At 51.5% G+C, this 20,632-nt stretch carries 23 protein-coding genes and 2 pseudogenes; 9 read left to right on the top strand and 16 right to left on the bottom strand.

Annotated features, from left to right (window positions below):
- Nucleotides 1-306 precede the first annotated feature (306 nt).
- Both KNP81_RS15505 and KNP81_RS15500 read left to right on the top strand, forming a co-directional pair.
- Nucleotides 307-1,056: pseudogene (locus KNP81_RS15505) on the top strand (SH3 domain-containing protein); the annotation flags it as partial.
- Between the two features lie 63 nt (nt 1,057-1,119).
- A complete protein-coding gene (locus KNP81_RS15500) occupies nt 1,120-1,677 on the top strand; it encodes an N-acetylmuramoyl-L-alanine amidase family protein (RefSeq protein ID WP_286038605.1) in 558 nt (185 codons plus the stop codon).
- 24 nt (nt 1,678-1,701) lie between these two features.
- Here KNP81_RS15500 and KNP81_RS12280 read toward each other — a convergent pair whose 3' ends face one another.
- Together KNP81_RS12280 and KNP81_RS12275 are read right to left on the bottom strand one after the other, a co-directional pair.
- Nucleotides 1,702-2,226 carry a GNAT family N-acetyltransferase gene (locus KNP81_RS12280; protein ID WP_214720148.1) on the bottom strand — a complete coding sequence of 175 codons (525 nt, stop codon included), beginning with the start codon at nt 2,224-2,226 and terminating at the stop codon, nt 1,702-1,704.
- 35 nt (nt 2,227-2,261) lie between these two features.
- On the bottom strand, nt 2,262-3,104 hold the full coding sequence (locus KNP81_RS12275) for a CPBP family intramembrane glutamic endopeptidase (RefSeq protein WP_214720147.1): 843 nt from the start codon (nt 3,102-3,104) through the stop codon (nt 2,262-2,264).
- Between the two features lie 163 nt (nt 3,105-3,267).
- On the opposite strand from KNP81_RS12275, the gene KNP81_RS12270 reads away from it, so the two are divergent.
- On the top strand, nt 3,268-5,625 hold the full coding sequence (locus KNP81_RS12270; RefSeq protein WP_251129054.1) for a bifunctional diguanylate cyclase/phosphodiesterase: 2,358 nt from the start codon (nt 3,268-3,270) through the stop codon (nt 5,623-5,625).
- Between the two features lie 77 nt (nt 5,626-5,702).
- Here the strand turns inward: KNP81_RS12270 and KNP81_RS12265 are convergent, their stop codons facing one another.
- The 7 genes from KNP81_RS12265 to glmS all read right to left on the bottom strand — a co-directional run bounded on the left by KNP81_RS12265 (nt 5,703) and on the right by glmS (nt 13,772).
- Nucleotides 5,703-6,848 carry a mannitol-1-phosphate 5-dehydrogenase gene (locus KNP81_RS12265; protein ID WP_214720146.1) on the bottom strand — a complete coding sequence of 382 codons (1,146 nt, stop codon included), beginning with the start codon at nt 6,846-6,848 and terminating at the stop codon, nt 5,703-5,705.
- Nucleotides 6,848-7,279 (bottom strand): PTS mannitol transporter subunit IIA, encoded by a 432-nt coding sequence (locus KNP81_RS12260; RefSeq protein WP_052090290.1) that lies wholly within the window; start codon nt 7,277-7,279, stop codon nt 6,848-6,850. The genes KNP81_RS12265 and KNP81_RS12260 overlap by 1 nt, the downstream gene beginning before the upstream one ends.
- Nucleotides 7,280-7,323: 44 nt before the next feature.
- Entirely contained in the window at nt 7,324-8,745 is a 1,422-nt protein-coding gene (locus KNP81_RS12255) for a PTS mannitol transporter subunit IIBC (RefSeq protein WP_214716155.1), read from the bottom strand.
- A 166-nt stretch (nt 8,746-8,911) separates the two neighbouring features.
- Nucleotides 8,912-10,939 carry a BglG family transcription antiterminator gene (locus KNP81_RS12250; protein ID WP_214720145.1) on the bottom strand — a complete coding sequence of 676 codons (2,028 nt, stop codon included), beginning with the start codon at nt 10,937-10,939 and terminating at the stop codon, nt 8,912-8,914.
- Complete coding sequence (locus KNP81_RS12245) at nt 10,929-11,198, bottom strand: PTS sugar transporter subunit IIB (RefSeq protein ID WP_214720144.1); 270 nt, start codon at nt 11,196-11,198, stop codon at nt 10,929-10,931. The genes KNP81_RS12250 and KNP81_RS12245 overlap by 11 nt, the downstream gene beginning before the upstream one ends.
- Before the next feature lie 141 nt (nt 11,199-11,339).
- Nucleotides 11,340-11,831, bottom strand: coding sequence for a DUF2798 domain-containing protein (locus tag KNP81_RS12240; protein WP_214720143.1), 492 nt, complete (start codon nt 11,829-11,831; stop codon nt 11,340-11,342).
- A 144-nt stretch (nt 11,832-11,975) separates the two neighbouring features.
- Nucleotides 11,976-13,772, bottom strand: coding sequence for a glutamine--fructose-6-phosphate transaminase (isomerizing) (glmS, locus tag KNP81_RS12235; protein ID WP_214720142.1), 1,797 nt, complete (start codon nt 13,770-13,772; stop codon nt 11,976-11,978).
- 414 nt (nt 13,773-14,186) lie between these two features.
- Here glmS and KNP81_RS12230 point away from each other — a divergent pair, with 414 nt between their 5' ends.
- Complete coding sequence (locus tag KNP81_RS12230) at nt 14,187-14,522, top strand: hypothetical protein (RefSeq protein ID WP_214720141.1); 336 nt, start codon at nt 14,187-14,189, stop codon at nt 14,520-14,522.
- Between the two features lie 33 nt (nt 14,523-14,555).
- On the opposite strand, the gene KNP81_RS12225 is transcribed toward KNP81_RS12230, so the two are convergent.
- Genes KNP81_RS12225 through KNP81_RS12195 form a run of 7 tightly spaced genes read right to left on the bottom strand, consistent with a single transcriptional unit; the run spans nt 14,556 to nt 18,181 of the window.
- Nucleotides 14,556-15,314 carry an endonuclease/exonuclease/phosphatase family protein gene (locus KNP81_RS12225; RefSeq protein ID WP_214720140.1) on the bottom strand — a complete coding sequence of 253 codons (759 nt, stop codon included), beginning with the start codon at nt 15,312-15,314 and terminating at the stop codon, nt 14,556-14,558.
- A complete protein-coding gene (locus KNP81_RS12220) occupies nt 15,311-15,856 on the bottom strand; it encodes a P-loop nucleotide/nucleoside kinase family protein (protein ID WP_214720139.1) in 546 nt (181 codons plus the stop codon). The genes KNP81_RS12225 and KNP81_RS12220 overlap by 4 nt, the downstream gene beginning before the upstream one ends.
- Before the next feature lie 32 nt (nt 15,857-15,888).
- Nucleotides 15,889-16,359: a hypothetical protein gene (locus tag KNP81_RS12215; protein WP_214720138.1), complete on the bottom strand. Its 471-nt coding sequence runs from the start codon at nt 16,357-16,359 to the stop codon at nt 15,889-15,891.
- Nucleotides 16,352-16,861, bottom strand: a complete 510-nt coding sequence (locus KNP81_RS12210; protein ID WP_214720137.1) for a hypothetical protein — start codon at nt 16,859-16,861, stop codon at nt 16,352-16,354. Before KNP81_RS12210 ends, KNP81_RS12215 begins: the two co-directional genes overlap by 8 nt.
- Entirely contained in the window at nt 16,862-17,305 is a 444-nt protein-coding gene (locus KNP81_RS12205) for a hypothetical protein (RefSeq protein WP_131472859.1), read from the bottom strand.
- A 4-nt stretch (nt 17,306-17,309) separates the two neighbouring features.
- Nucleotides 17,310-17,741 carry a hypothetical protein gene (locus tag KNP81_RS12200; protein WP_214720136.1) on the bottom strand — a complete coding sequence of 144 codons (432 nt, stop codon included), beginning with the start codon at nt 17,739-17,741 and terminating at the stop codon, nt 17,310-17,312.
- Nucleotides 17,738-18,181 carry a hypothetical protein gene (locus KNP81_RS12195; protein ID WP_214720135.1) on the bottom strand — a complete coding sequence of 148 codons (444 nt, stop codon included), beginning with the start codon at nt 18,179-18,181 and terminating at the stop codon, nt 17,738-17,740. Before KNP81_RS12195 ends, KNP81_RS12200 begins: the two co-directional genes overlap by 4 nt.
- Before the next feature lie 199 nt (nt 18,182-18,380).
- Between KNP81_RS12195 and KNP81_RS12190 the strand changes: the two genes are divergently transcribed.
- The 5 genes and pseudogenes from KNP81_RS12190 to KNP81_RS12175 all read left to right on the top strand — a co-directional run bounded on the left by KNP81_RS12190 (nt 18,381) and on the right by KNP81_RS12175 (nt 20,599).
- Nucleotides 18,381-19,091 (top strand): GntR family transcriptional regulator, encoded by a 711-nt coding sequence (locus KNP81_RS12190; RefSeq protein WP_214720134.1) that lies wholly within the window; start codon nt 18,381-18,383, stop codon nt 19,089-19,091.
- 151 nt (nt 19,092-19,242) lie between these two features.
- Entirely contained in the window at nt 19,243-19,374 is a 132-nt protein-coding gene (locus KNP81_RS15405) for a hypothetical protein (RefSeq protein ID WP_285800948.1), read from the top strand.
- 15 nt (nt 19,375-19,389) lie between these two features.
- Nucleotides 19,390-19,590, top strand: a pseudogene (locus tag KNP81_RS15335) (PTS lactose/cellobiose transporter subunit IIA); the annotation flags it as partial.
- Nucleotides 19,587-20,375 (top strand): PTS transporter subunit EIIC, encoded by a 789-nt coding sequence (locus KNP81_RS12180; protein WP_251130352.1) that lies wholly within the window; start codon nt 19,587-19,589, stop codon nt 20,373-20,375. The pseudogene KNP81_RS15335 and the gene KNP81_RS12180, both read left to right, overlap by 4 nt.
- Nucleotides 20,376-20,449: 74 nt before the next feature.
- On the top strand, nt 20,450-20,599 hold the full coding sequence (locus KNP81_RS12175; RefSeq protein WP_158570788.1) for a hypothetical protein: 150 nt from the start codon (nt 20,450-20,452) through the stop codon (nt 20,597-20,599).
- Nucleotides 20,600-20,632 lie beyond the last annotated feature (33 nt).

Genomic DNA, 20,632 nt, shown 5'->3' with positions numbered 1-20,632 from the left:
GCTGAGGATTTCCCACGCCTCTGGAGCTTCCCAACCAACCAGGTAGCAGCTGAGGATTTCCCACGCCTCTGGAGCTTCCCAACCAACCAGGTAGCAGCTGAGGATTTCCCACGCCTCTGGAGCTTCCCAACCAACCAAGTTGCTTCTAAAGATGCTTCACCACTTGCATAATCCGTTAAAAGAGATGCCCTCGCGCATCTCTTTTTTCATTTCCGAAACTATAAAAATGAACTTATTTAAAAAAAGTAAAACAATTTACATATTAACCTCCATTTTTTTCTTGTTTCCTTATATAATAACGGGGACATGATTTTTCAACCCAGCTTTTCCAATCAAAGGAGAGAAACTAAATTGAACACAACAAAACCCTCTTGGAGTCTTAAACTGTTGCTAACTTCTTCTCTCGTTCTCGGGGGTACGGCTGTCATCCCATTTGACATGACGCCGACCGGTTTCGAATCAAGTCGAGTCGAAGCCGCATCTACATACACTACAACGGCTAACTTGAACCTTCGACAAAGTGCGTCTACATCGGCTACAGTGCTTTTAACAATTCCAAGTGGCAAAACAGTCACTTACCTTGGCACGTATGGTTCGTGGTTCAAGGTCAGCTACGGTGGTAAGACAGGATATGTTTCTTCCCAATATGTTAAAGTCTCGACATCAAGTACTACAACAACTTCTACAAAAACCTATACGACCACGGTCAATTTGAACTTACGGCAAAGCGCTTCTACGTCAGCCACGGTCCTCTTAACAATTCCAAGCGGCAAAAGGGTCACTTATCTTGGCACGTATGGTTCGTGGTTCAAGGTCAGCTATGGTGGCAAGACAGGATATGTTTCTTCCCAATATGTTAAAGTCTCGACATCAAATACTACAACAACTTCTACAAAAACTTATACGACCACGGTCAATTTGAACTTACGGCAAAGCGCTTCTACTACCGCTAATGTCCTGGTCACAATCCCAAGCGGTAAGGCTGTAACTTATCTTGGCACGTATGGTTCGTGGTTCAAGGTCAGCTACGGTGGCAAGACAGGATATGTTTCTTCCCAATATGTTAAGGTTTCAACAACGACGACACCAACGACATCAACCGGTTCAGGTCGGACAATCGTGATCGATGCTGGACACGGCGGGAATGACCCAGGGGCTGTGTACGGATCAGTGTACGAAAAAGTCATCGCTTTCGATATCGCCGCACGTCTCGCGAGTACGCTCTCGAATACATATGGCTATAACGCACGGATGACGCGCTCGAACGACGTGTACTTGTCGCTCGCACAACGCGTCGAATTGACAAAATCGTATAAAGGTAGCGCCTTCGTCAGCATTCATAACAACTCGTCAACGAATACGTCTTACCACGGTCACGAAGTCCTCGTCCCGACCGGTGAAAGTTATACGACGAACCCATACATCTCGGCTAGCCGCAGTTTAGGGGCAGCCATCAACCGTGAACTCGGTGTCCGAATCCCAACAATTCGTAACCGTGGTGTGAAATATCAAAACGTTTATGTCGTCGGCAAGAACAGCGTCCCATCGACCCTTGTCGAATATGGTTTCATCAGCAACTCGAACGACCGCTCGCACTTGACGAGCACCACATACCGGCAACGGATGGCAGATGCCACCGCTTCTGGGATTCATCAATTCATGAGCACTTATAAATAAGCAAGAGACCTGATCGCGATGCGATCAGGTCTCTTTTTCATCGGCGGGGCAACGCCAAATTTTATGATGCGCCCCCGGACCCCAATAGTGCTCAATCGTCACGAGCGGCGGGCCGAGCCGTTCCTCCCAATAGGCTTGTGACGTTGGAAAACCGGCATCCAAATAAAATGCCGTTTGTTGATTCGCCACGAGTTGACGTCTCATGTTGTGAATCAAGAAACGACCGACACCTTGGAGTTGGGCACCAGGTGCGACGTACATGCATCCGATTTCAGGAACGTTTGGCTCGATGTCGACGTGTGCGGTAATGATGTCATTCGGAGGCAAAATCGCGGCCGTCCCTACGATGACGTCGCCTTGGAGCACCACAAAAATTTGAACGGTCTCGTCCTCGAAACTGTCTTGAACGGTCGTATTCAACCGTTCGACTTCTTCATCCAGCAAGTCGGCATCCTCAAACTGTTCTCGGCGAATCAAATCACTCAGACTCTCCATAAACAGCCGTTGGAGCGGCTTTACATCTTCACGTTCGAGCTGGCGAAAGTTCAATCTGTCCACTTCCCTCTGTTCCTGAATGATACGTGCTAGTCTTTACCCGCGTCTGCTTCTGGCGTAACGTTCGGTTGATGCGACCCTTCCACCGCCTCGAGCTGCTCGAGATGATCGTAACCGAGATGTCCATGCGTTAGCCAGATGAGGACGATTGCAGTCGTGACAAGTAATAACGTCAAATGGAGAAAGCCGATTGGGAACACGCCTGGCTCCATTAACGGAATAAATGCAAATGAGACGTTGAACATCGTATGAAGCAAGAAAACGGACCATAAATTCATCGTCGTGACGTTGTAGAGCCACGATATGATGAACGTGAACGCGAGAATCGCCATGGCGTATGCCCAAAACGGGATGAGCGATTGCCCGGTCCCCTCCATCAAAAAGAGTGGTGTATGCCAGACGGTCCAAATGCCCCCTACGAACAAACTCGCTTTGATCGGGGTCGTCTTCAATTGACACGCGTTGAGCAAATAACCGCGCCAGCCGTACTCTTCTTGCATCGTGCCGCCAAGGAACAGCATGTAGAAGAACGTCGGCACGACGAGCCACAGACGCTCAAACAGCAACGCCCCTTCCGCATCGGACCACCAATAGGCAATGAGGAAAACGGAGGGAAGGAACAACAGGCCGAACGCATAGTATCTGCCTGCCATCCGCCACTCGAATCCCCGCTTCCATAACGTCGTGACACCTTCCCAACCGTTCTCCCGGAACGCCATGTAACTCCCGGCAAGACTTGGACCGAATGCCCCAATCACGACAATCACCTGGATCGGTAATCCGGTCCACATATACAGCCCCCACCACGCCAGCCATGAGAACCCGAACGCGATGAGGAGAAACAGAATGATTTCTTTTTTGGTCGGAATCAACGCGTCCCCCTCCTTCTACACGTAGTTTACCCGCTTTCTGCCTGGCTTCCCTATTTCACGCAAAAAATATTTTCAACAAGTGAAGCAAAATGATAGGTGGGCTTTTGTTTTGCGGGGTATAATTAGAATTACTATAAAAAATACATTCCTTAGCGAGGTACACATGGAACCAGTAGTCGAACACTCGATGAGTCATAATGTTTTTCTTGTGATTCTGTCTTATATTATCGCCGCCGTTTCTGCATACGCCGCCATCGAGCTGGCACGGCGTGTCAATTCAGCGAACCGTTCCGTCCAGAACGTGTGGATCTTAGCTGGAGGTGCGACGCTCGGTCTCGGGATATGGTCGATGCATTTTATCGCCATGCTCGCGCATGAGGCGTTGCGACCGGTCACGTATTCGATCCCGCTCGTCCTATTTTCAGTTATCATCGCCATGGCCGGCTGTATTTTCGGCTTCTTGATCGTCTCGCGTCGCACGACCCGCCCCGCTTTGATCGGTGCCGGGGTTGTGATGGGCGGCAGTATCGCGAGCATGCATTATGTCGGCATGGCCGCCCTGCAAGGTGTAGTGACTTCGTATAATCCATGGCTTGCGGCGTTATCGATTCTGATTGCGATTGGCGCCTCGCTCGTCGCCCTCTGGATTGGTTTCTTCTCGAAGTACGCCAAGCAAAAGATTGATCTCGAATTGAAAGTATTCTTCTCGTTGCTGATGGGCATCGCCATCTTCGGCATGCACTTCGTCGGGATGCTAGCCGCTTCGTTCACGTTCATCGAGACGGATCGTCCGTTCGCCAATGCGATCGAGCCATCGTTACTCGCATGGCTCGTCACGGCGATCACGATTCTCTTGTTCGCGATTTTCTTCCTGTCGCTCACGCTCGATCGTCACCTTCGTAAACGAGAGTTCATTCAAGCGACGATTCTTGAGTCGACGACGGATGCCGTCGTCACGACGACGAAAGATGGAATGATCCAATATGCGAACATGGCGTTCTATCGCTTGTTTGACGAAATCGAAGAAGATGCTTTTTTCCAAGACTATCATCCGTCGCTCACGATCAATCAACCGTTTTATGAACCACGGCGCATTGACATCGATGACCGAACGATCGAAGTGACGAGTTACCCACTCAAAGGCGAAACGATGGACCAGATGCTTTGGTTCCTCCGTGACGTCTCAGAAACGATCGCCTCACAGCGTCTCGTCGAACATATGGCGTACCACGACACGCTCACGGATTTGCCGAACCGGCACAAGCTCGAACGTATTCTCGCCGAACATATTCAAATCGAGGACCCGGTCGCTTGTCTCTACATCGACATCGACCGGTGGCGTTTCTTGAGTGACATGCTCGGGCATCACGGCTCGGACGAACTGACGATGCAAATCGCTGAGCGTCTGCAAGTGACCATTCACCCGGATGACATTTTGACTCGCGTCGGTTCATCCGAATTCATCATCTTGCTGTTTGATAAGCGGAGCACGCTCGCCAAACAGAAAGCCGAGAAGTGTATCAAGGCGATCTCGCAACCGTTCGATATCGACGGGACGACCGTCGAACTGACGATGAGCGCCGGCATCAGTCATTATCCGAAAGATACGAAGTCGGCCGAGGAGCTCGTGCAATACGCACGCCTCGCCGTCCACGAGTCGAAACGGACCGGTAAGAATCAAATTAAAGAATTCGAAGACGAGTCGAAGCATCAAATCCTTCGTACCGTCGAAATCGAAAAGGCGCTCGCGCAGGCGCTCGACCGAAATGAGTTTTCACTCGTGTACCAGCCGAAAGTGTCACTTACGCAAAATCGACTCGAAGGCGTTGAGGCGCTCCTGCGTTGGAACAACCGCGAGCTCGGTCACGTGTCACCGACAGACTTCATTCCAATCGCGGAGAACACCGGCCTGATTCACTCAATCGGCAGTTGGGTCATGCGTGAATCATGCCGAGCCTGGGTGCGCTGGAAGAAGTCTGGTGTGAAACCATTCACCCTTTCGGTCAATGTCTCCCCGCTCCAGTTCGCGCGTGAGGATTTTGTCGAGTCGCTCCAGGCCATCTTGGATGAGACCGGGATGGACCCAATGTTCCTCGAGCTCGAGGTGACGGAGTCGTCGATGCTGTCATACGAGGCGTCGACACGGGAGAAACTTGCCCAGCTCCATCAGTTCGGCATCTTGATCTCGCTCGACGATTTCGGGACCGGCTACTCATCGTTCCGTCAATTGCGGGAGCTCCCGGTCCAAGTGTTGAAAATCGACCGGTCGTTCATCGTCAACTTGTTCACGGACCGGAACCAGGAAGCCATCGTCCGTTCGATGATCCAGCTCGGCCATAACCTTAATATGAAAGTGCTCATGGAAGGCGTCGAGACGTCGGATCAACTCGAATGGTTGCTGAACGAACAGTGTGATTACGTTCAAGGCTATTACTTCAGTCGTCCCCTTCGTGAGAAGGACGTCGTGAAGCACGTCAAATCGGTCACGACGTACATCGAGTTTGGAAAGACCCGAGCTTGAGGAGACTGCAGCCCCTGCGCTGCAGTCTTTTTGTATGCCAAAAATCTCCCATGCCACTCGGGCACAGGAGATTCGATTTACGAGACTTGCGCTTTTTCTTGTTCGCGAATTAAGTGATATTGTTCGAGGATCAACTTCGTCAGCGTATCGTCCTCATGCAATTGAAGATATTTTTCCACCGTCGAGACGATGCCATCTTCTTCGATGGACACATAAAGTTCAGAAGATTCTGAATCCTCAGGGTTGTAATAGGTCAAGGCAGCCGCGATCCCGTAGGCCAGTTCATTCGGTTCGATGCCGTTGTCGATCAGTTCGCGGGCCGGTTTGACGAGCCGGTCACTCGGTCCGAGCTTGCGGATCGGTGAGCGGGCGACACGTGAGACTTCATCTTTCAACTTCGGATTCTCGAATCGTTTGATAATCTTTTGAATGTATTGACTGTGTTCTTTCGCCTCGAACCCGTACTTCTCGAGAAGGAGCCAACCAGTCTCATACAAGGCACCTTGCACGACTTGGCGGACACGGCGGTCTTTCAGCGCCTCGTCGATCGTCGCTTTCCCGAACAAGGAACCGATGTACGATGCGATGGCGTGGCCGGTGTTGACCGTGAACAGCTTCCGCTCGATGTATGGCCCAATCTCGTCGACCCACGTCACACCTTGAAGCGGGGGCCGCTCGGCCAATCCTTTCGTCTCGATGACCCACTCGTAAAACGTCTCGACCTCGACGAATAGCGGGTCCGCGTGTTGCTGCAGCGGAACGATCCGGTCGACGGCCGCATTCGGGAACGAGGCATTGGCCGTCCCGATACCACCTGACGCTTCGATCGCTTGATGAAGTGACGCGCTACCACCGATCATGTTCTCGCAAGCAATCACATAAACGGGTGCCGATGTCTCTCGTTCACGGAGCCCTTCGCTGATGAGGGGCGCGACTCTCGGTAGCAGCGTCGGTCCGACCGCGGTCGTGACGAGATCGGCCTCGGCGATGAGGGCGATGACGCGTTCCGGGTCGGTCAAACTGTTGACGCCGCGGACCCGATCGACGACGACGTTGTCGACACCTTCTTCGGCAAATCCGACTTCATAGAACCGTTTGTCTTCTAACGCCTGGATGACGGTATCATTGATATCGACGAACGTGACCTCGTAGCCGCTCTGATTAAGCAACAATCCGATAAACCCACGTCCGATATTCCCTGCTCCGAAATGTACGGCTTTCATTACGCCACCTCTTCCATGAATAACGACAAAATCTCTTCCTTCGTCTTCGCCTGTACAAGACGCTCGACATTATCCTCATCTGAACAGATGACTGCGATTTGGGACAGGAGTTCCAAATGTTCATCATCCACACCGGCAATCCCGATGACAAGTTTCGCCGTCTGGCCACCGAAATCGACGCCGGCCGGCACTTGAAGGATGGAAATCCCCGTCTTTTGAACGGCGGATTTCGCTTCCTCAGTCCCGTGCGGAATCGCGACTTGGTTCCCGATATAAACGCTTGATAGCGCTTGACGTGCATGCATCGCTTGGACGTAAGCCGGAGACACGCATCCGGCTGCTTCTAACACTTCACCGGCTGCGTCGATTGCTTCGGCCGACGTGTTGAACGATTGGTTAAGTCGAATCATCTCTGTCTGAATGAATGGCATTTTAGTTCCTCCTATACCTTAAACCTTGTCTCTGTCTACTTGTGTTATGAGATTTTGCTGCGTTCTGCTTTAATTTCTTCGATCAATTGATCGTAATAGTCGGCGTTCAAGAAGTTCGTGACCGAACGGTGAATCGCATCTGGCACTTGTGCCTCGGCCCGGTCCGTCAAATCCTCATGGGTGATGATGAATTGGGCGTCTTTCGGCAATTGGCTGATCGATGTGTTCGTGACTCGAATCGGCAAGTTCGCTTTATTCACTTTATTGCGAAGCACCGACGCGCCCATCGCGCTCGAACCCATACCGGCGTCACAAGCGAAGATGATGTGATCGACTTTGTCGAGACGGTCGTGAACGAGAGCTGACGCATACGACTGTTTGCCTTTCATCGCGCTGACGTTTTGTGTCGCTTCTTCAAGTGACACTTCTTCTGCCGCGCTCGATTTCAAGATGACGCTTGCCACGGCGAACGTGACCGCTGCCGACAACAGGATTCCTGTCACAAGTCCGAGGTACGAACCGCGTGAAGCCATCGCGAGGATCGCGAAGATACTACCTGGTGACGCTGGTGCGACGAGACCGACATCGAACAAGACGAATGTGAAGACCCCTGTTGCACCCCCTGCGATCATCGCAAGGATCAAGATCGGTTTCATCAAGACGTATGGGAAGTAAATCTCGTGAATCCCACCGAGGAAGTGAATGATTGCCGCCCCTGGTGCCGTGCGTTTGGCCGCACCTTTAGCGAACACCATGTAAGCGAGCAGTAAACCAAGACCTGGTCCCGGGTTTGCTTCAAGTAAGAACAAGACCGATTTCCCGGCGTCCGCCACTTGATCGACACCGAGCGGGCTCAAAATCCCGTGGTTGATGGCATTGTTCAAGAACAAGATTTTCGCTGGCTCGATGAATAGACTGGCGATTGGTAACAGTTTCGCACCGACGATCCAGTCGACACCGGCTGCCATGACTTTATCAAGGCCGCTCATGATTGGACCGAACACCTCGAAGCCACCGATCATAAGAAGACCACCGATGATACCGACCGAGAAGTTGTTGACGAGCATTTCGAATCCAGCCTTGACCTTGCCTTCGATGAGGCGGTCAAATTGTTTAATGACATATCCACCGAGTGGACCCATGATCATCGCACCGAGGAACATCGGAATGTCCGTCCCGACGATGACCCCCATCGTGGCGAGTACCCCGACGACTCCGCCTCGTACGTCATGAATCAACTTACCGCCGGTGAATCCGATTAAGAGCGGTAACAGATACGTGATCGTCGGACCAACGAGTTCTGCTAATTTTTCATTCGGCCACCAGCCCGTTGGAATGAAGAGGGCGGTGATAATCCCCCAGGCGATGAAGGCGCCGATGTTTGGCATGACCATCCCGCTCAGGAAACTCCCGAACCGTTGTACTTTGACTCGAACCCCGCCCGAGCCAGCTTGCGCATTCGCCATGTATAAAACCTCCAGTCGATTATTGTGAAAGGTAGATTGTTGTAGTATAGCTAACCGGTTTGTGCTCTACACTCGTATTGTAGTCCCAGCGTAAGCGCTTTCTCAATTCAATTCAGTTCATACTTTGGCAACATTCTATGCCAAATAAAAAAATGACCACGGCGGGTCATTTCTCGTGCAGCGTGTCTTGAATCATTTTCTTCATACATTCATGAAGCAAGAGACGCAGTTCTTTCTTTGAACCGTTACTGTATAAGTTCATATGTTGCTCACTCTCAATCAATGATCCACTGACCGCACTAAGGAACTGGAGCTCGACATCCTCCGCCTCTTCCGGTGCGAGCAGGACAAGCAGACGCGATACCGGCTCGGTCGATTGGTCCATCATGAGGAGCGGGATCGATTGATTCAAGTCGAAAGCGAATACACTCGCCCGTTCAATCGAGGCGTGACGCCCATGGAACAAGGCCAGTTTCGTGCCCGGAATCCCGAGCCCCGCCACTTCATGACGCCGGAGCAGTTGGGCTGATAACTGGATACCGCTTTGGACGAGTCCACGTTCTTCTAGATGCGTCCCAATATCGAGCAAGATGTCTTCGAGTCGGTCACTATTATCGAGCGTGACGAGATCGAACTGCCGGTCCATTCGTTCGAACGTCTCGACGAGAGCACCGAGTTCGTTGAAGTCGAGCATCGTCGAGTGGCTCTTCTCTTTCGTCTGGAACGACTGTGGGAGCGATAACAGCAAGTGGCGGACGCGCTGTACTTCTTCGTTCGTCAACAGCGGGTTGACGATGAGCGTCGGCACCGACAACGGCGGCAACGGCACGGTCGACAAGATGACGTCATAGTCGTCGAGTCGATGCTGTTCGAGACCGAACAACGACGAGTTGACGACGTCCTGCATCTCCGGAAACTCTTGTTTGACCCGGTTGACGAGCATCTTCGAGGATCCGAGACCGGCCGAACAGACGACAAGAGCCCGATATTCCCGACGCCGGACCGGTTTGACGAGCGCGGCGGCGAAATGCATCGCCCAAAACACCGTCTCTTCTTCCGTGAACGTGTTTGTCCCGAAGACGATATCGGCCGCCTGCTGGATAGCTGACCGTAAATGTGGATAGTCACGGTCGATGTGCGGACGGACCGTGTCCGTATCCGGGAGCGCTTGGGTGTTCATACTCGACAAGATATGGGCGAGGAGCCCTTTCTCGAGCGCGCCATCGTCCGTGAAGGCGAATCCGTGGATGAGCGAGACGTGATGGATGAGCTTATGCACGCGAATCTGCATGACCCAGCGCTCTTCTTCATCTTCTTTCATCTGTTCTTTCAACGATCGGAGCCGGTTCGCTTCCTCGGCGAACCAGACCCGCTCCGCCATCGAGAACGGCGCCCCGAGTGCCGTCTCCATGTCCTGTGCGACTTTCAAATAGTCGTCGGAACGTCCTTTCGTATACATCTCTAAGAAGAAGCCGGCGTCCAGACGGGCTTGTTGCACCCCATAAGCGAACGTCACACGCATAATCGTCCGGTCATCCATCCGCTCATACGGATGTTCCTTCAAATAGTCATAGCCGTCACGAAGCGCCTCGAGCATAACGTCACACGGGACGGTCTTCAAAAAGGTCGGGATGTAATCATCCTCCCCGCGTACGAAGCGATAGAACGCGAGCGTGTCCCAATGGGCGAGGAGCGCATTGATCATCAGCTTCCGCTTCTCGGCTTCAAGGCCGAGCACTCGGGCCCCGACCCCTTTCTTCCGTTCGACTTCGAGGTGATACTCGTCGAACCAACGATCAAGCTTCTCGAGGTCTTGTGTGAGCGTACTCGGTGAGACGTGCATCTGTTTCGCGACCGCCTGCAGCTTGAGCGTGTCTTTTTCAAACAGTAGCCGCCAAGCGAGCTCGAAGATGCGGTCTTCGGCCGTCGGAATCGCCTCGGCCGACAAAATCAAGTCTTCGCGCAGCTGTTGCTTCGCATCGGAACGGCCGATGAGACTGAGGCCGTGCCCACGCTGCCAAGCGAGTTCCAACTCGAATTCGCGCAGGATGCCTTCGAGCAGTTGACGCTCCCGTTGAATCGTCCGCTCAGACAAATTGACCGCTTGCGCGATTTCCGCGAGCGGTGTCGACGTCTCCGTTGCCAATAGATGTAGTAAAATCGAGCGCTCTCGGGCGCTCCACTCATGTTTCATATGCATTCACCCATTCCTCGACGAGTTGTCGATATTCCGTGAGCGATAACATGTGTCTGACCGAGTGAACGTGCGCGGTCGGATGATCGACCGTCTCAGTCCCGGCTTGATAGATAATCCAATCCACGTCTTCCGGGATGTTTCGATACGTGCCGTGTTGAATCACACACGACAATTTTCCCGAACACGCTTCGGCAAACAGCTTCGCCGCCATCGCGCTCGTGACGAACCCGCATGGACAGGCAATATATACGTTCATGTCAGACCTTCTTTCATCGCTTATCTTTATCTAACCATACGATGCAACCGCTTACTTCACCTACTATTTTGCTTGTTGGCAAAGATATCGGCAAGCAGTAAAAAGCACCTTTCCTCAATCGGAAAGATGCTGTGTCTAAAGTTAGGCGGCCTTCAGACGATTCCGTGCATGAATCGACTTCATGGCGGCACGGGCAATCGGTTGGGCGAACAATAACTCAATCCAGAACGCGATACCAAAATTACGGAACCACGTCGGGAAGAAGTGTTGCAACGTATCAAAATTGATCTCCCCCATCCCGATCCACGGTCCGATGATTGTCATGAAAAATGAGATTAGCGAGACGTTCAACACGATGTTCAATAAAATTCGGGCGTTAAAGCCATCCATTTCTCCAGCAAATCGTTTGAATAGCATCCCGGCTGCCGGTTTGACGATGAAGCGAATCAAAATCATGAGCGCAATCCAGGCGAACGGGATGATTTTGAGCGTGTCGATATAATGGGCGACACTAAAGCCGCGTTCCATCCCGACGATGATTGGTGCGATCGTGTTCACGGACAAGATCGAAATAATCAGCATGAACAGGACGCCTTCTTTAGAGTTTTGAGGTAATCGGTCTTCTTGGTACATAAGTAAGCCTCCATACAACATATGATTTCAGAGGGTAGACGTATCTTGCGACATATATTTTCGGTCTATGACCGATATCTCTACAAACTGATTGTCATAGTGTAGCAAGTTGGAGGCCTGCTTCGTAAACATTATTTTTTTAAATTATTCAACCGTCACCGATTTCGCCAAGTTACGCGGCTTATCGACGTCACAGCCACGTGCGAGCGCGGCGTAATACGCCATGAGTTGAACCGGTAACACGGTGATGAGCGGTGCGAGAATCGGTTCGACGTGCGGCAAGATGAACTCGTCGTTCTCGTGCTCGACGCCTTGCATCGAGATGATACACGCGTGCGCACCACGGGCGACGACTTCTTTGACGTTGCCGCGGATGTTCAAGTTCGTCTTCGGTTGCGAGATGAGCGCGATGACCGGTGTGCCGTCTTCAATCAAAGCGATCGAACCATGTTTGAGTTCTCCGCCCGGGTAGCCTTCTGCTTGGATATACGAGATTTCTTTTACTTTGAGCGCGCCTTCGAGACAGACCGACGCATCGAGGCCACGTCCGATGAAGAACGTGTTCGGCGTCGTCTTCAAGTAACGGTCCGACAAATCTTCAAACAGCTCTTTTTGCGACATGATCGAGTCCATGATCGTCGCGACACGCGCGAGTTCCGGCATCAACTCGAACGGCAAATCTTTCCCGTTCGCGCGGGCGATATCATAGGCGAGGATGGCGAGCACGGCGATTTGAGCCGTGTATGCTTTCGTCGACGCGACCGCGATTTCCGGGCCGGCGTGAAGAAGCATCGTCTCGTTCGCTTCACGTGAGAGGGTCGACCCTGGTACGTTCGTCATCGTGAGCGCCTTGTAGCCGCGCTTCTTCACTTCGACGAGAACGGCCCGGCTGTCGGCCGTCTCCCCAGACTGTGACAAGAAGACGAACAGCGGACGTGAACTTAAGGGCGGCATATTGTAGCCGAACTCTGACGAGACGTGGACCTCGGTCGGGATACCGGCAATCCGCTCAAGGATGTCTTTTCCGACGAGCCCAGCGTTATAGCTCGTGCCACAGGCGACGATGTAGATGCGGTCCGCTTCCGAGACGAGCGAGCGCACGCCTTCCGTGAGCTCGATGTCACCGTTCTCGTTCTGGTAGTGCTGGATGATGTTGCGGATGACGGCCGGCTGCTCGTCCATCTCCTTCAACATGTAGTGCGCGTACGTGCCCTTCTCGATGTCTGACGTATCGATCTCGGCCGTGTACGGGGCACGTTCGAGGACCTCGCCGTCGAGCGTCTTGATTGTCGCCGATTCGCGCGTCAAGATGACAATCTCGCCGTCGTGGAGCTCGAGGTACTGGTCCGTCACTTGGAGCATCGCCATCGCGTCAGACGCCACGACGTTGAACGTGCCGTCGCCGAGTCCGACGAGGAGTGGCGATTTGTTCTTGCCGATGTAGAGGCGCTCTTTGTCCTCTGAGTCGATCATCGCGATCGCGTACGAGCCGTGGAGCTCAGCCAACGTCTTGCGGAACGCCGCCTCGACGTCATTTAGCACGACGAAGTTCTTCTCCATCAACTGGACGATGACTTCTGTGTCCGTCTCTGAGAGGAACGGGACGTCGAGCGTCGCCTTGATCTGCTCGTCGTTCTCGATGACACCGTTGTGGACGAGCGTGAAGCGGCCCGTCGTGCTTTGGTGCGGGTGGGCGTTCGGGACGCTCGGCACGCCGTGGGTCGCCCAACGTGTGTGGCCGATGCCGATGGCGCCTTCCGCTTCGACCGGTACGATGTCACGAAGTGCAGCGATGCGACCGACTTCTTTGAATACATGGACATCATCACCGACGAGCGCGATTCCGGCTGAGTCGTAGCCTCGATACTCGAGCTTCTCCAATCCTTTTAATAAAATCTCTTTCGTTCCGACTTGACCAATCATTCCTACAATTCCACACATAACAATTCTCCTCATCGATTCGATTTCTCGAAAAAGGAAACGGGCTTTTTAGAGTGCTGTCAACGTGTTCCTCGTTGTCCGTCCGGTCACCCGAACGTTTTAAAAGAACACTTGTAGTCGTGACAGGCGACTAGGAGGCATCCGCCGAAAACTCGATAACCCCCAACCTCGTCAACTCCGAAGAGTTCTGGCGCTTTTACCTTCATAGCTGGCCGTTTCTCCAGATACCCTTTCATGCTAGCCGGTCTCGATTGAATCCGAAAGTGTTTATGTCACAACAAAATCCGATACTTTTTTACTGTTCATGTAAAAGTCACCACTTTCACTAAAAAGCTACTTTTTTGAACAGGCTTGTCCCGGCGAGCTCGTTCGGGCATGATGGAAGTATCTATTAGATGGAGTGGAGGAATGGCTATGAATATCGTCTTTCTCGTCATCGGTATCATCTTATCGACCGCATCCAAATGGCTGCAAATCGAAGGACAGAGTGAAGTTGGGGATTTTCTTGTGTTTCCGGCCGCCTTTTTCTTGGCGCTCGCGCTCTTGTTCAGCTTCCCATTCTTTAAAGAATGGTGGGATGACCCGTCGCTTCGCCCGAAAGTGTACCGTTTTGCTGGACTTGCTGCCGGCGGCGTCTTGTCATTCCAGCTCTTCGCCTGGCTCCTATTCGGTCAAGGCGAGTGGATCGGAAGTATGTTCTTGATCCCGTTCCTCATTTGTCTCTACTTCGTCATCCGCACGTTCAAATGAAAAAGGGGGAAGCGACTAAGCGTTCCCCCTTTTTTAAGAGATGTCGAGATCGAGTAAGACTCCATAGTGATCACTCGGCAGCATGTCGGTGATTGAATCAGACGTCTTCCCAAACACGTCCACGCTCGAGATGAGCGGGACGTTCCCTTCGTCGTGACGCAATAACATCCAATCGTAGCGTGCTGGTTGTTTCTGCAAAGAATCCTGCTTCAAATACGGATTGTGTCCATAATCCAGCGTCGGCTCATCCCCACCACGATGACATGTGGCGACATCGATCCAACGATGTGCGGTCAAATCACGATAGATTTCCGACTGCGGATTGTCATTGAAGTCACCACATAGCAACTCGTAACGTTCTCCCCCACCGATCCACTCGCGAATCGCTCGCACTTGCGCTTCCCGAATGACCGGCGACCGCCAATTCAGATGGACGTTCGTCAATCCGAACGCGTGACCTCCTGCTTGAAACGTCACCCGCATCGCACAGTAGTTCGCTTCTTCTACCTCGTGGTGCCAAATCGCGTCATTCGTCTCGAGCGGAATATGACTTAAGACAGCGAGCCCTTCATCGGGTGAATCCGGATAGGCGAGAAACACGCAAAACGGATAGCCCGTTTCGTTGGCGATCTGCTCGGCTACACTGATGCCTTGCTCCCCTTCCACATGCGTTTTGACTTCTTGAAGCGCCAGCACATCGGCGTCAATCATCTTCACTGTGGTACAGATGGACTCGATTCGCTTCGACCATAATGTCGGATTGTTCCAGAGGTTGAACGTCGCAATCCTCATGTACTGGCTCCACTTTGTTGCAAATCTGTCAGCACGAATTGTTCGCTTTCTTGAAGCTGTTGAATCATCTCTCTCAACTCACCGACCGTGTTGTCTAAATAGTAACGGTCCGGTGCACCCGAGCTTAGAAACTCGTTCCGCAATATGATGACCCGCTCCCCCATCTGCGCATCGCTCGACCGGTGTTGATCACGTTGGACGTGAACGTCTTGCTCCGCCCATAAGATGACGTAGCGCACTTCGACACCTTGTTCAATCCAGTGAGCCGTGTAACGCTTCACGTCTTGCCAAAAGGCGACCCAGTCCACGACGACGTCATACCCTGCCTCAAGAAAATTTTCGGTCAACGCGACGATATTCTTCCAAACAAAATCGTTTGCCCGCTCCGATTCCCATGGCCTTTCACGACTAGAGACTGCCATATGACTGATGTCATCCCCCGACACGTATGCACTCTTCTCCATGCTTTGAGCGAGCCATCTCGCCGTCGTCGACTTCCCGACACCAGCCGGACCTGAAATGATCCATACTTTCCGATTCATCATTATCCTCCTTAACATATAAGAGGAAGCGCCTAAGCGCTCCCCCACTTTTGTTCTTCTCTCAATTCGGCTTCCGTGACGTAGTGTTCGTCGAGCTGAGCCATGTGACGCTCGTACAGACGATGCTCGAGAATGGCGAGCCCGTATGCTCCTAGCCCAATCAAAGCGAACGTTTGGAGTGTAATCAAATCCGTGAGCAATGCATAAACCCACACTAGGAAGAAGGGTAGTGTCACGAGCCCGAAGATAGAGTTAAGATGGATGAGGCGCTTTGCTGCATCCGACTTCAAAAATTGTTTTTTAATGTTCTCGCGTTGCCACATCTTACGAAAGTCAGGAAGACCAGCTGCGATGCTGAGAAATATGACTGTCATTGGTGATAGCCAATTATACTCTAATGAGAAAAATAGAAGCGCGGCCAACACCGCTGACAAAAACACTTGCGTGGAATGCTTTCTCTGATCGAACGCCGTCAATTCACGCATTTGGCTACGCTTATCCATGCTCTCGCTCCTGCTCCATCTCACGGGCTTCCCGAATCAACTTTAAATCCTCTCCCGTCAAATAATGACCGTCATGCTTTTGAATGATACGGTCGAGCCATCTGCCGAAAAAGGCGGCTCCCCAGAAAAAGGCTTGCGACAACAAGAACGCCTGGAACGTCTGCGGTTGTGGCGTCTCATAAAACACGACGATCCCGTAGTATCCGATCGCGCTAAACCCAATCAAATAAACCGTGTACCGCAGCGTGAGCAGCTTTCGTGCTTTTTCGTTTTTCACGAACCGGAGCCACATGAGGAATCGAGTCGTTTCAATGCTAATCAACATAGCGAAAATCGCTACTAAGAACACTAGAAAAAACGAATCGGGCATCTCCCAGTACGATGCGTAAACGAGCATCCCAACGATTGCAGACACAGCCAGGATGCCAAAACCCCAACCGGTCCACTTTTCAAATCGAAGAATCGTATCAATTTGTTGTTTCGATTGTGGTGACAGTTCCATTCAACTCATCCTTTCGATGACTTCATCATATGTCGGTATATCGGGATCATACTGTTTCAATTGACGCGCAATGATGCGGGAACGATATTTTTCAGTCAAACCCCAAATCCCAAATAGAAATCCAATTCCAAATCCAAGCGACTCCGTTGTGAGTAAGGTCGTCATGAACGTACCCATCAGTATTGCGCTAATCCACGTGTCCGCGTATTCGACTTGCAACCACCGTAAGCTTTTCGGATGCGTCGAGAAGTGCCGAAGGAGGCGGTATTGTGTATGCCCCATGAAAATCAGAAACAGCGCCACGGACCACATTAAAGGAATCAACAACATCTTTTCGAATAGAAGGGCCACAATCATAGATAGGATATAGAGGACTAGTACTGGTACACCGATTCGTCGGATTCGCTTCACCCATCGGACTTCTTGTTGAATCTGATTCTCCATCCGCTCACCCCCTCAGTTGTTCATATGTAGGACGCCACACATCCTCTTCTTTCATCCGCTTCTCGATTCGCATCGTCAGCCATCCGGCCACGCCCACAATCAGAACTCCACCGATATATGCTGTATTCGACTCTAGCAGCTTCCCCCCATTGATGGCGATAAAAAAGGCGACCGTATTCAGGCAGTCACTTCCGATTTGTCGGCGATAGAGATGCGACAATTGCGGATTCAACGTCCGCCGCATCCGGTAACGCTTGACGTACATCACATTGATGGGGACTAGCATAAGCCCCGTATAAACGATGCCCCAATCCAAACTGTTCGTCCATATCGTGGCGGGGATCACGATGACGAGAAACACGCCTAAAATCCCAAAAATCAGTTGGTGGAATGCGCGAAACCAGGCGCGCTCCGCCTCTACTCGACGATTCTTCATTTCACTTCCTCCAACTCGAGGGCGCGTAAGATTGGGTCATATTCTTGTAGTGTCCGGTTCAAACGGCGCGACACGATCTCGGCCATGATTCCCCAGATGACGACAGCGAACGCCCAATAGAGGTTGTCTCGACTAAAGATCAATAGCCCACCGACCATGATGACAAGCACACTCGTATTTACGAGGTCGTATCCTAATTGCCAGCGGAGCATCTTTTTGGTGACAGGATTGACCAGAAACGACCGTCTCATCCGATATTTCGCCACGTCCGAGACGAGCAGGGCGATTCCGACGAGACCGAGCGGGACAGTCATCCACGTCGTCTGTCCAACGAACATCAACGCGAACGTCAGGATGACCACCACCAATAAGACGTACCCGATGCGTGTATGCCGTTGCTTCCATTCTCGTTCCCGTTCCATTCGAACTGATTGTGCCATATCCTTCTCCTCCTCAACTCTTCTCCTTTTCTATACGAAACCCTTTCAAATTCGTTTCGCCATTTTCAAGGATTCTCTTCACAATCGTTCGACGTTTTTCAACAAATGCCGAAGGATTGTCGTCCATCAATCTATAATTTCCGATATACTGATAGCGTATTCATACCTACAAATTTTGTTGCGAAAGGTGCAGAAAGTCATGGGTCCAAAGTATAAGCAAGTCGCTGAACAGATTGAGACGGATATTATGAATCACGTCTATCAACATACGAACAAGCTCCTCACCGAGGAAGAATACGCTACGAAATACGGCGTCAGCCGCAACACGATCCGAAAAGCGATCGAGATTCTCGTCAATAAAGGCTACGTCTATCAAGTGCAAGGGAGCGGCGTCTTCGTCCGTGACCATTATATGAGCGATTACGTGAACCTCGAGAAGTTGCAAGGTCTCACGAGCGACTTCAGTGGACGGAAAGTCGAGACGCGCGTCCTTGATTTCGAATTGACGACAGCGAACGATGAAGTGGCCGAACGGATGAAGTGCAACGTCGGGACGCCCGTCTACTACGTCAAACGTCTCCGGCTCGTCGATGACCATCCGTTCTCGGTCGAGGATTCGTATTTCCGGAAAGACCTTGTCGTCTATCTCGATCGGAACATCACCGAGAAGTCGATTTACAACTACTTCCGCAACGACCAAAAACTCGCCATTGGTTTCGCCGATCGTGTCATTTACGCCGACTTTTTGAACGCAGAAGATTCCAAACTACTCGGGTTGAACGAAAACGATCCGGCCCTCCTCGTTGACAACACCGTCTATTTGACAAACGGTCAAATCTTCGACGTATCGCGCTCGACACATCATTTCCGTCATGTGAAGATGCTCAAAGTCTCAAACATCAAGTCCTAAACGCGCTCGAGAGATTGTTCTCGTGTGCGTTTTTTTATGTTCGCATTTCGGGCAAAAGAAAGGGTTTACATGTAAGCGGTATCATGCACTATCATCTTTTTATAATTTGTAACTACGAATTTTGGTTATCCACACAAAAAGGAGAGATAATATGGTTTCTGAAACAATTGAAATTACTCCCAAAGATATCTTCGGTTTAATCGCCCTTTCAGGCGACGCGAAAGCAAGCTACCATCATGCGATGCTGTTGATGCAAGAAGGCAAAGCAGAAGAAGCGGCTTAAGCGGTCAAAGCTGGTGACGCGACATTAAAAGAAGCACACGCCATCCAGACGAAATTCGTCACACTCGAGGCACAAGGGAAAACGGCTACGGTCGGAGTCCTCATGGTGCACGCGCAAGACCACTTAATGAACACGATCCTCTTAAAAGAGATGCTCGGCTATATGATGAACATGCAAAACGAAATCAACCAATTGAAAGGAATGGATCAAAAATGATGAAAATCGGACTCTTCTGTGCAGCAGGTATGTCAACAAGTATGTTAGTCGAAAAGATGAAAGCGGTTGCCGAGCATACGTTCACAGAAGTCGTCTATGACGTGCTTCAAGCACCACTTCAAAACTTGACAGACACACTTGCCGGAGCCGTCATCATCGTGGTGCTCATGTCAGTCATGTGGTGGTGTGGAATTCACGGTGCTGCCATCCTCATGGGGATTAAGGGACCACTCCTTACAGCTAACACGCTTCAAAACCAAGCACTCCTCGATGCGGGTGAAACACTCCTTGCCGGTGAGAACGCGAAAATCGTTACAATCCAGTTCCTCGACGTGTTCACGAGGCGCGGTGGATCAGGCATCACAATCGGGTTCATTATCGCAACACTCATCGTCGCCCGCTCGGCTCACTTGAAGCAACTCGGTAAGCTCTCGCTTGCACCAAGTCTCTTCAACATCAACGAGCCGGTCATCTTCGGGATGCCGATTGTGTTCAACCCGATCATGTTCGTACCGCTCGTCATCGTTCCTGCCATCGCATCCTTCATGGTGTACTTCTCAATCCTTTGGGACTGGGTCGACCCGTTCAACGCGCTTCAAGTGCCATGGACGACACCACCAGTAATCTCCGGTTTCTTAATCGGCGGATGGCGTGCAGCGCTCTTGCAGATTGCAACGATTGCCATGGCCGTAGCCGTCTACCTCCCGTTCGTCCGCATGCAAGACCGCGTGTCGTACGGTGAAGAGTTGAAAGCACAAGAAGACGCAGACAAAGCGTCAGCCTAAGCTCAAGACAGCCCTTCTCATCACAGAGAAGGGCTGTTATATTTAGGAAAATGAGTATGAGAGTTGGTACATAGATGAAACGAAATTATACGGTCACGTTCTGCTTATTGATGAGCGCCTCGTTCCTTGCCGGCATCGCTCTAGAGTCTGTCGTCCCGTTCGTACTAGGAGTCGTCTTTCTATTCGCAGCTGGCGTTCAAGCCAGGAAAGAAATCATTCATTAACAAGCAGCCAGCCTATTCGTAGCGCTGGCTGCT

The sequence above is a fragment of the Exiguobacterium sp. s149 genome (assembly GCF_018618395.1).
In the GTDB taxonomy this organism is placed as follows: domain Bacteria; phylum Bacillota; class Bacilli; order Exiguobacteriales; family Exiguobacteriaceae; genus Exiguobacterium; species Exiguobacterium chiriqhucha.
Note: the sequence above shows the minus strand (reverse complement) of the source record. Positions and strands in the feature narration are given on the sequence as shown.

Bases quoted from the DNA above. Each gene is read 5' to 3' on its own strand.
- KNP81_RS12175 (WP_158570788.1), top strand. From the start codon at position 20,450: ATGAAACGAAATTATACGGTCACGTTCTGCTTATTGATGAGCGCCTCG.
- KNP81_RS12195 (WP_214720135.1), bottom strand. From the start codon at position 18,181: ATGGCACAATCAGTTCGAATGGAACGGGAACGAGAATGGAAGCAACGG.
- KNP81_RS12205 (WP_131472859.1), bottom strand. From the start codon at position 17,305: ATGGAGAATCAGATTCAACAAGAAGTCCGATGGGTGAAGCGAATCCGA.
- KNP81_RS12240 (WP_214720143.1), bottom strand. From the start codon at position 11,831: ATGTACCAAGAAGACCGATTACCTCAAAACTCTAAAGAAGGCGTCCTG.
- KNP81_RS12270 (WP_251129054.1), top strand. From the start codon at position 3,268: ATGGAACCAGTAGTCGAACACTCGATGAGTCATAATGTTTTTCTTGTG.
- KNP81_RS12255 (WP_214716155.1), bottom strand. From the start codon at position 8,745: ATGGCGAATGCGCAAGCTGGCTCGGGCGGGGTTCGAGTCAAAGTACAA.
- KNP81_RS12180 (WP_251130352.1), top strand. From the start codon at position 19,587: ATGATGAAAATCGGACTCTTCTGTGCAGCAGGTATGTCAACAAGTATG.
- KNP81_RS12250 (WP_214720145.1), bottom strand. From the start codon at position 10,939: ATGAAACATGAGTGGAGCGCCCGAGAGCGCTCGATTTTACTACATCTA.
- KNP81_RS12265 (WP_214720146.1), bottom strand. From the start codon at position 6,848: ATGAAAGCCGTACATTTCGGAGCAGGGAATATCGGACGTGGGTTTATC.
- glmS (WP_214720142.1), bottom strand. From the start codon at position 13,772: ATGTGTGGAATTGTAGGAATGATTGGTCAAGTCGGAACGAAAGAGATT.
- KNP81_RS12190 (WP_214720134.1), top strand. From the start codon at position 18,381: ATGGGTCCAAAGTATAAGCAAGTCGCTGAACAGATTGAGACGGATATT.
- KNP81_RS12200 (WP_214720136.1), bottom strand. From the start codon at position 17,741: ATGAAGAATCGTCGAGTAGAGGCGGAGCGCGCCTGGTTTCGCGCATTC.
- KNP81_RS12215 (WP_214720138.1), bottom strand. From the start codon at position 16,359: ATGGATAAGCGTAGCCAAATGCGTGAATTGACGGCGTTCGATCAGAGA.
- KNP81_RS12245 (WP_214720144.1), bottom strand. From the start codon at position 11,198: ATGAACGTATATATTGCCTGTCCATGCGGGTTCGTCACGAGCGCGATG.
- KNP81_RS12210 (WP_214720137.1), bottom strand. From the start codon at position 16,861: ATGGAACTGTCACCACAATCGAAACAACAAATTGATACGATTCTTCGA.
- KNP81_RS12220 (WP_214720139.1), bottom strand. From the start codon at position 15,856: ATGAATCGGAAAGTATGGATCATTTCAGGTCCGGCTGGTGTCGGGAAG.
- KNP81_RS12225 (WP_214720140.1), bottom strand. From the start codon at position 15,314: ATGAGGATTGCGACGTTCAACCTCTGGAACAATCCGACATTATGGTCG.
- KNP81_RS15405 (WP_285800948.1), top strand. From the start codon at position 19,243: ATGGTTTCTGAAACAATTGAAATTACTCCCAAAGATATCTTCGGTTTA.
- KNP81_RS12260 (WP_052090290.1), bottom strand. From the start codon at position 7,279: ATGCCATTCATTCAGACAGAGATGATTCGACTTAACCAATCGTTCAAC.
- KNP81_RS12230 (WP_214720141.1), top strand. From the start codon at position 14,187: ATGAATATCGTCTTTCTCGTCATCGGTATCATCTTATCGACCGCATCC.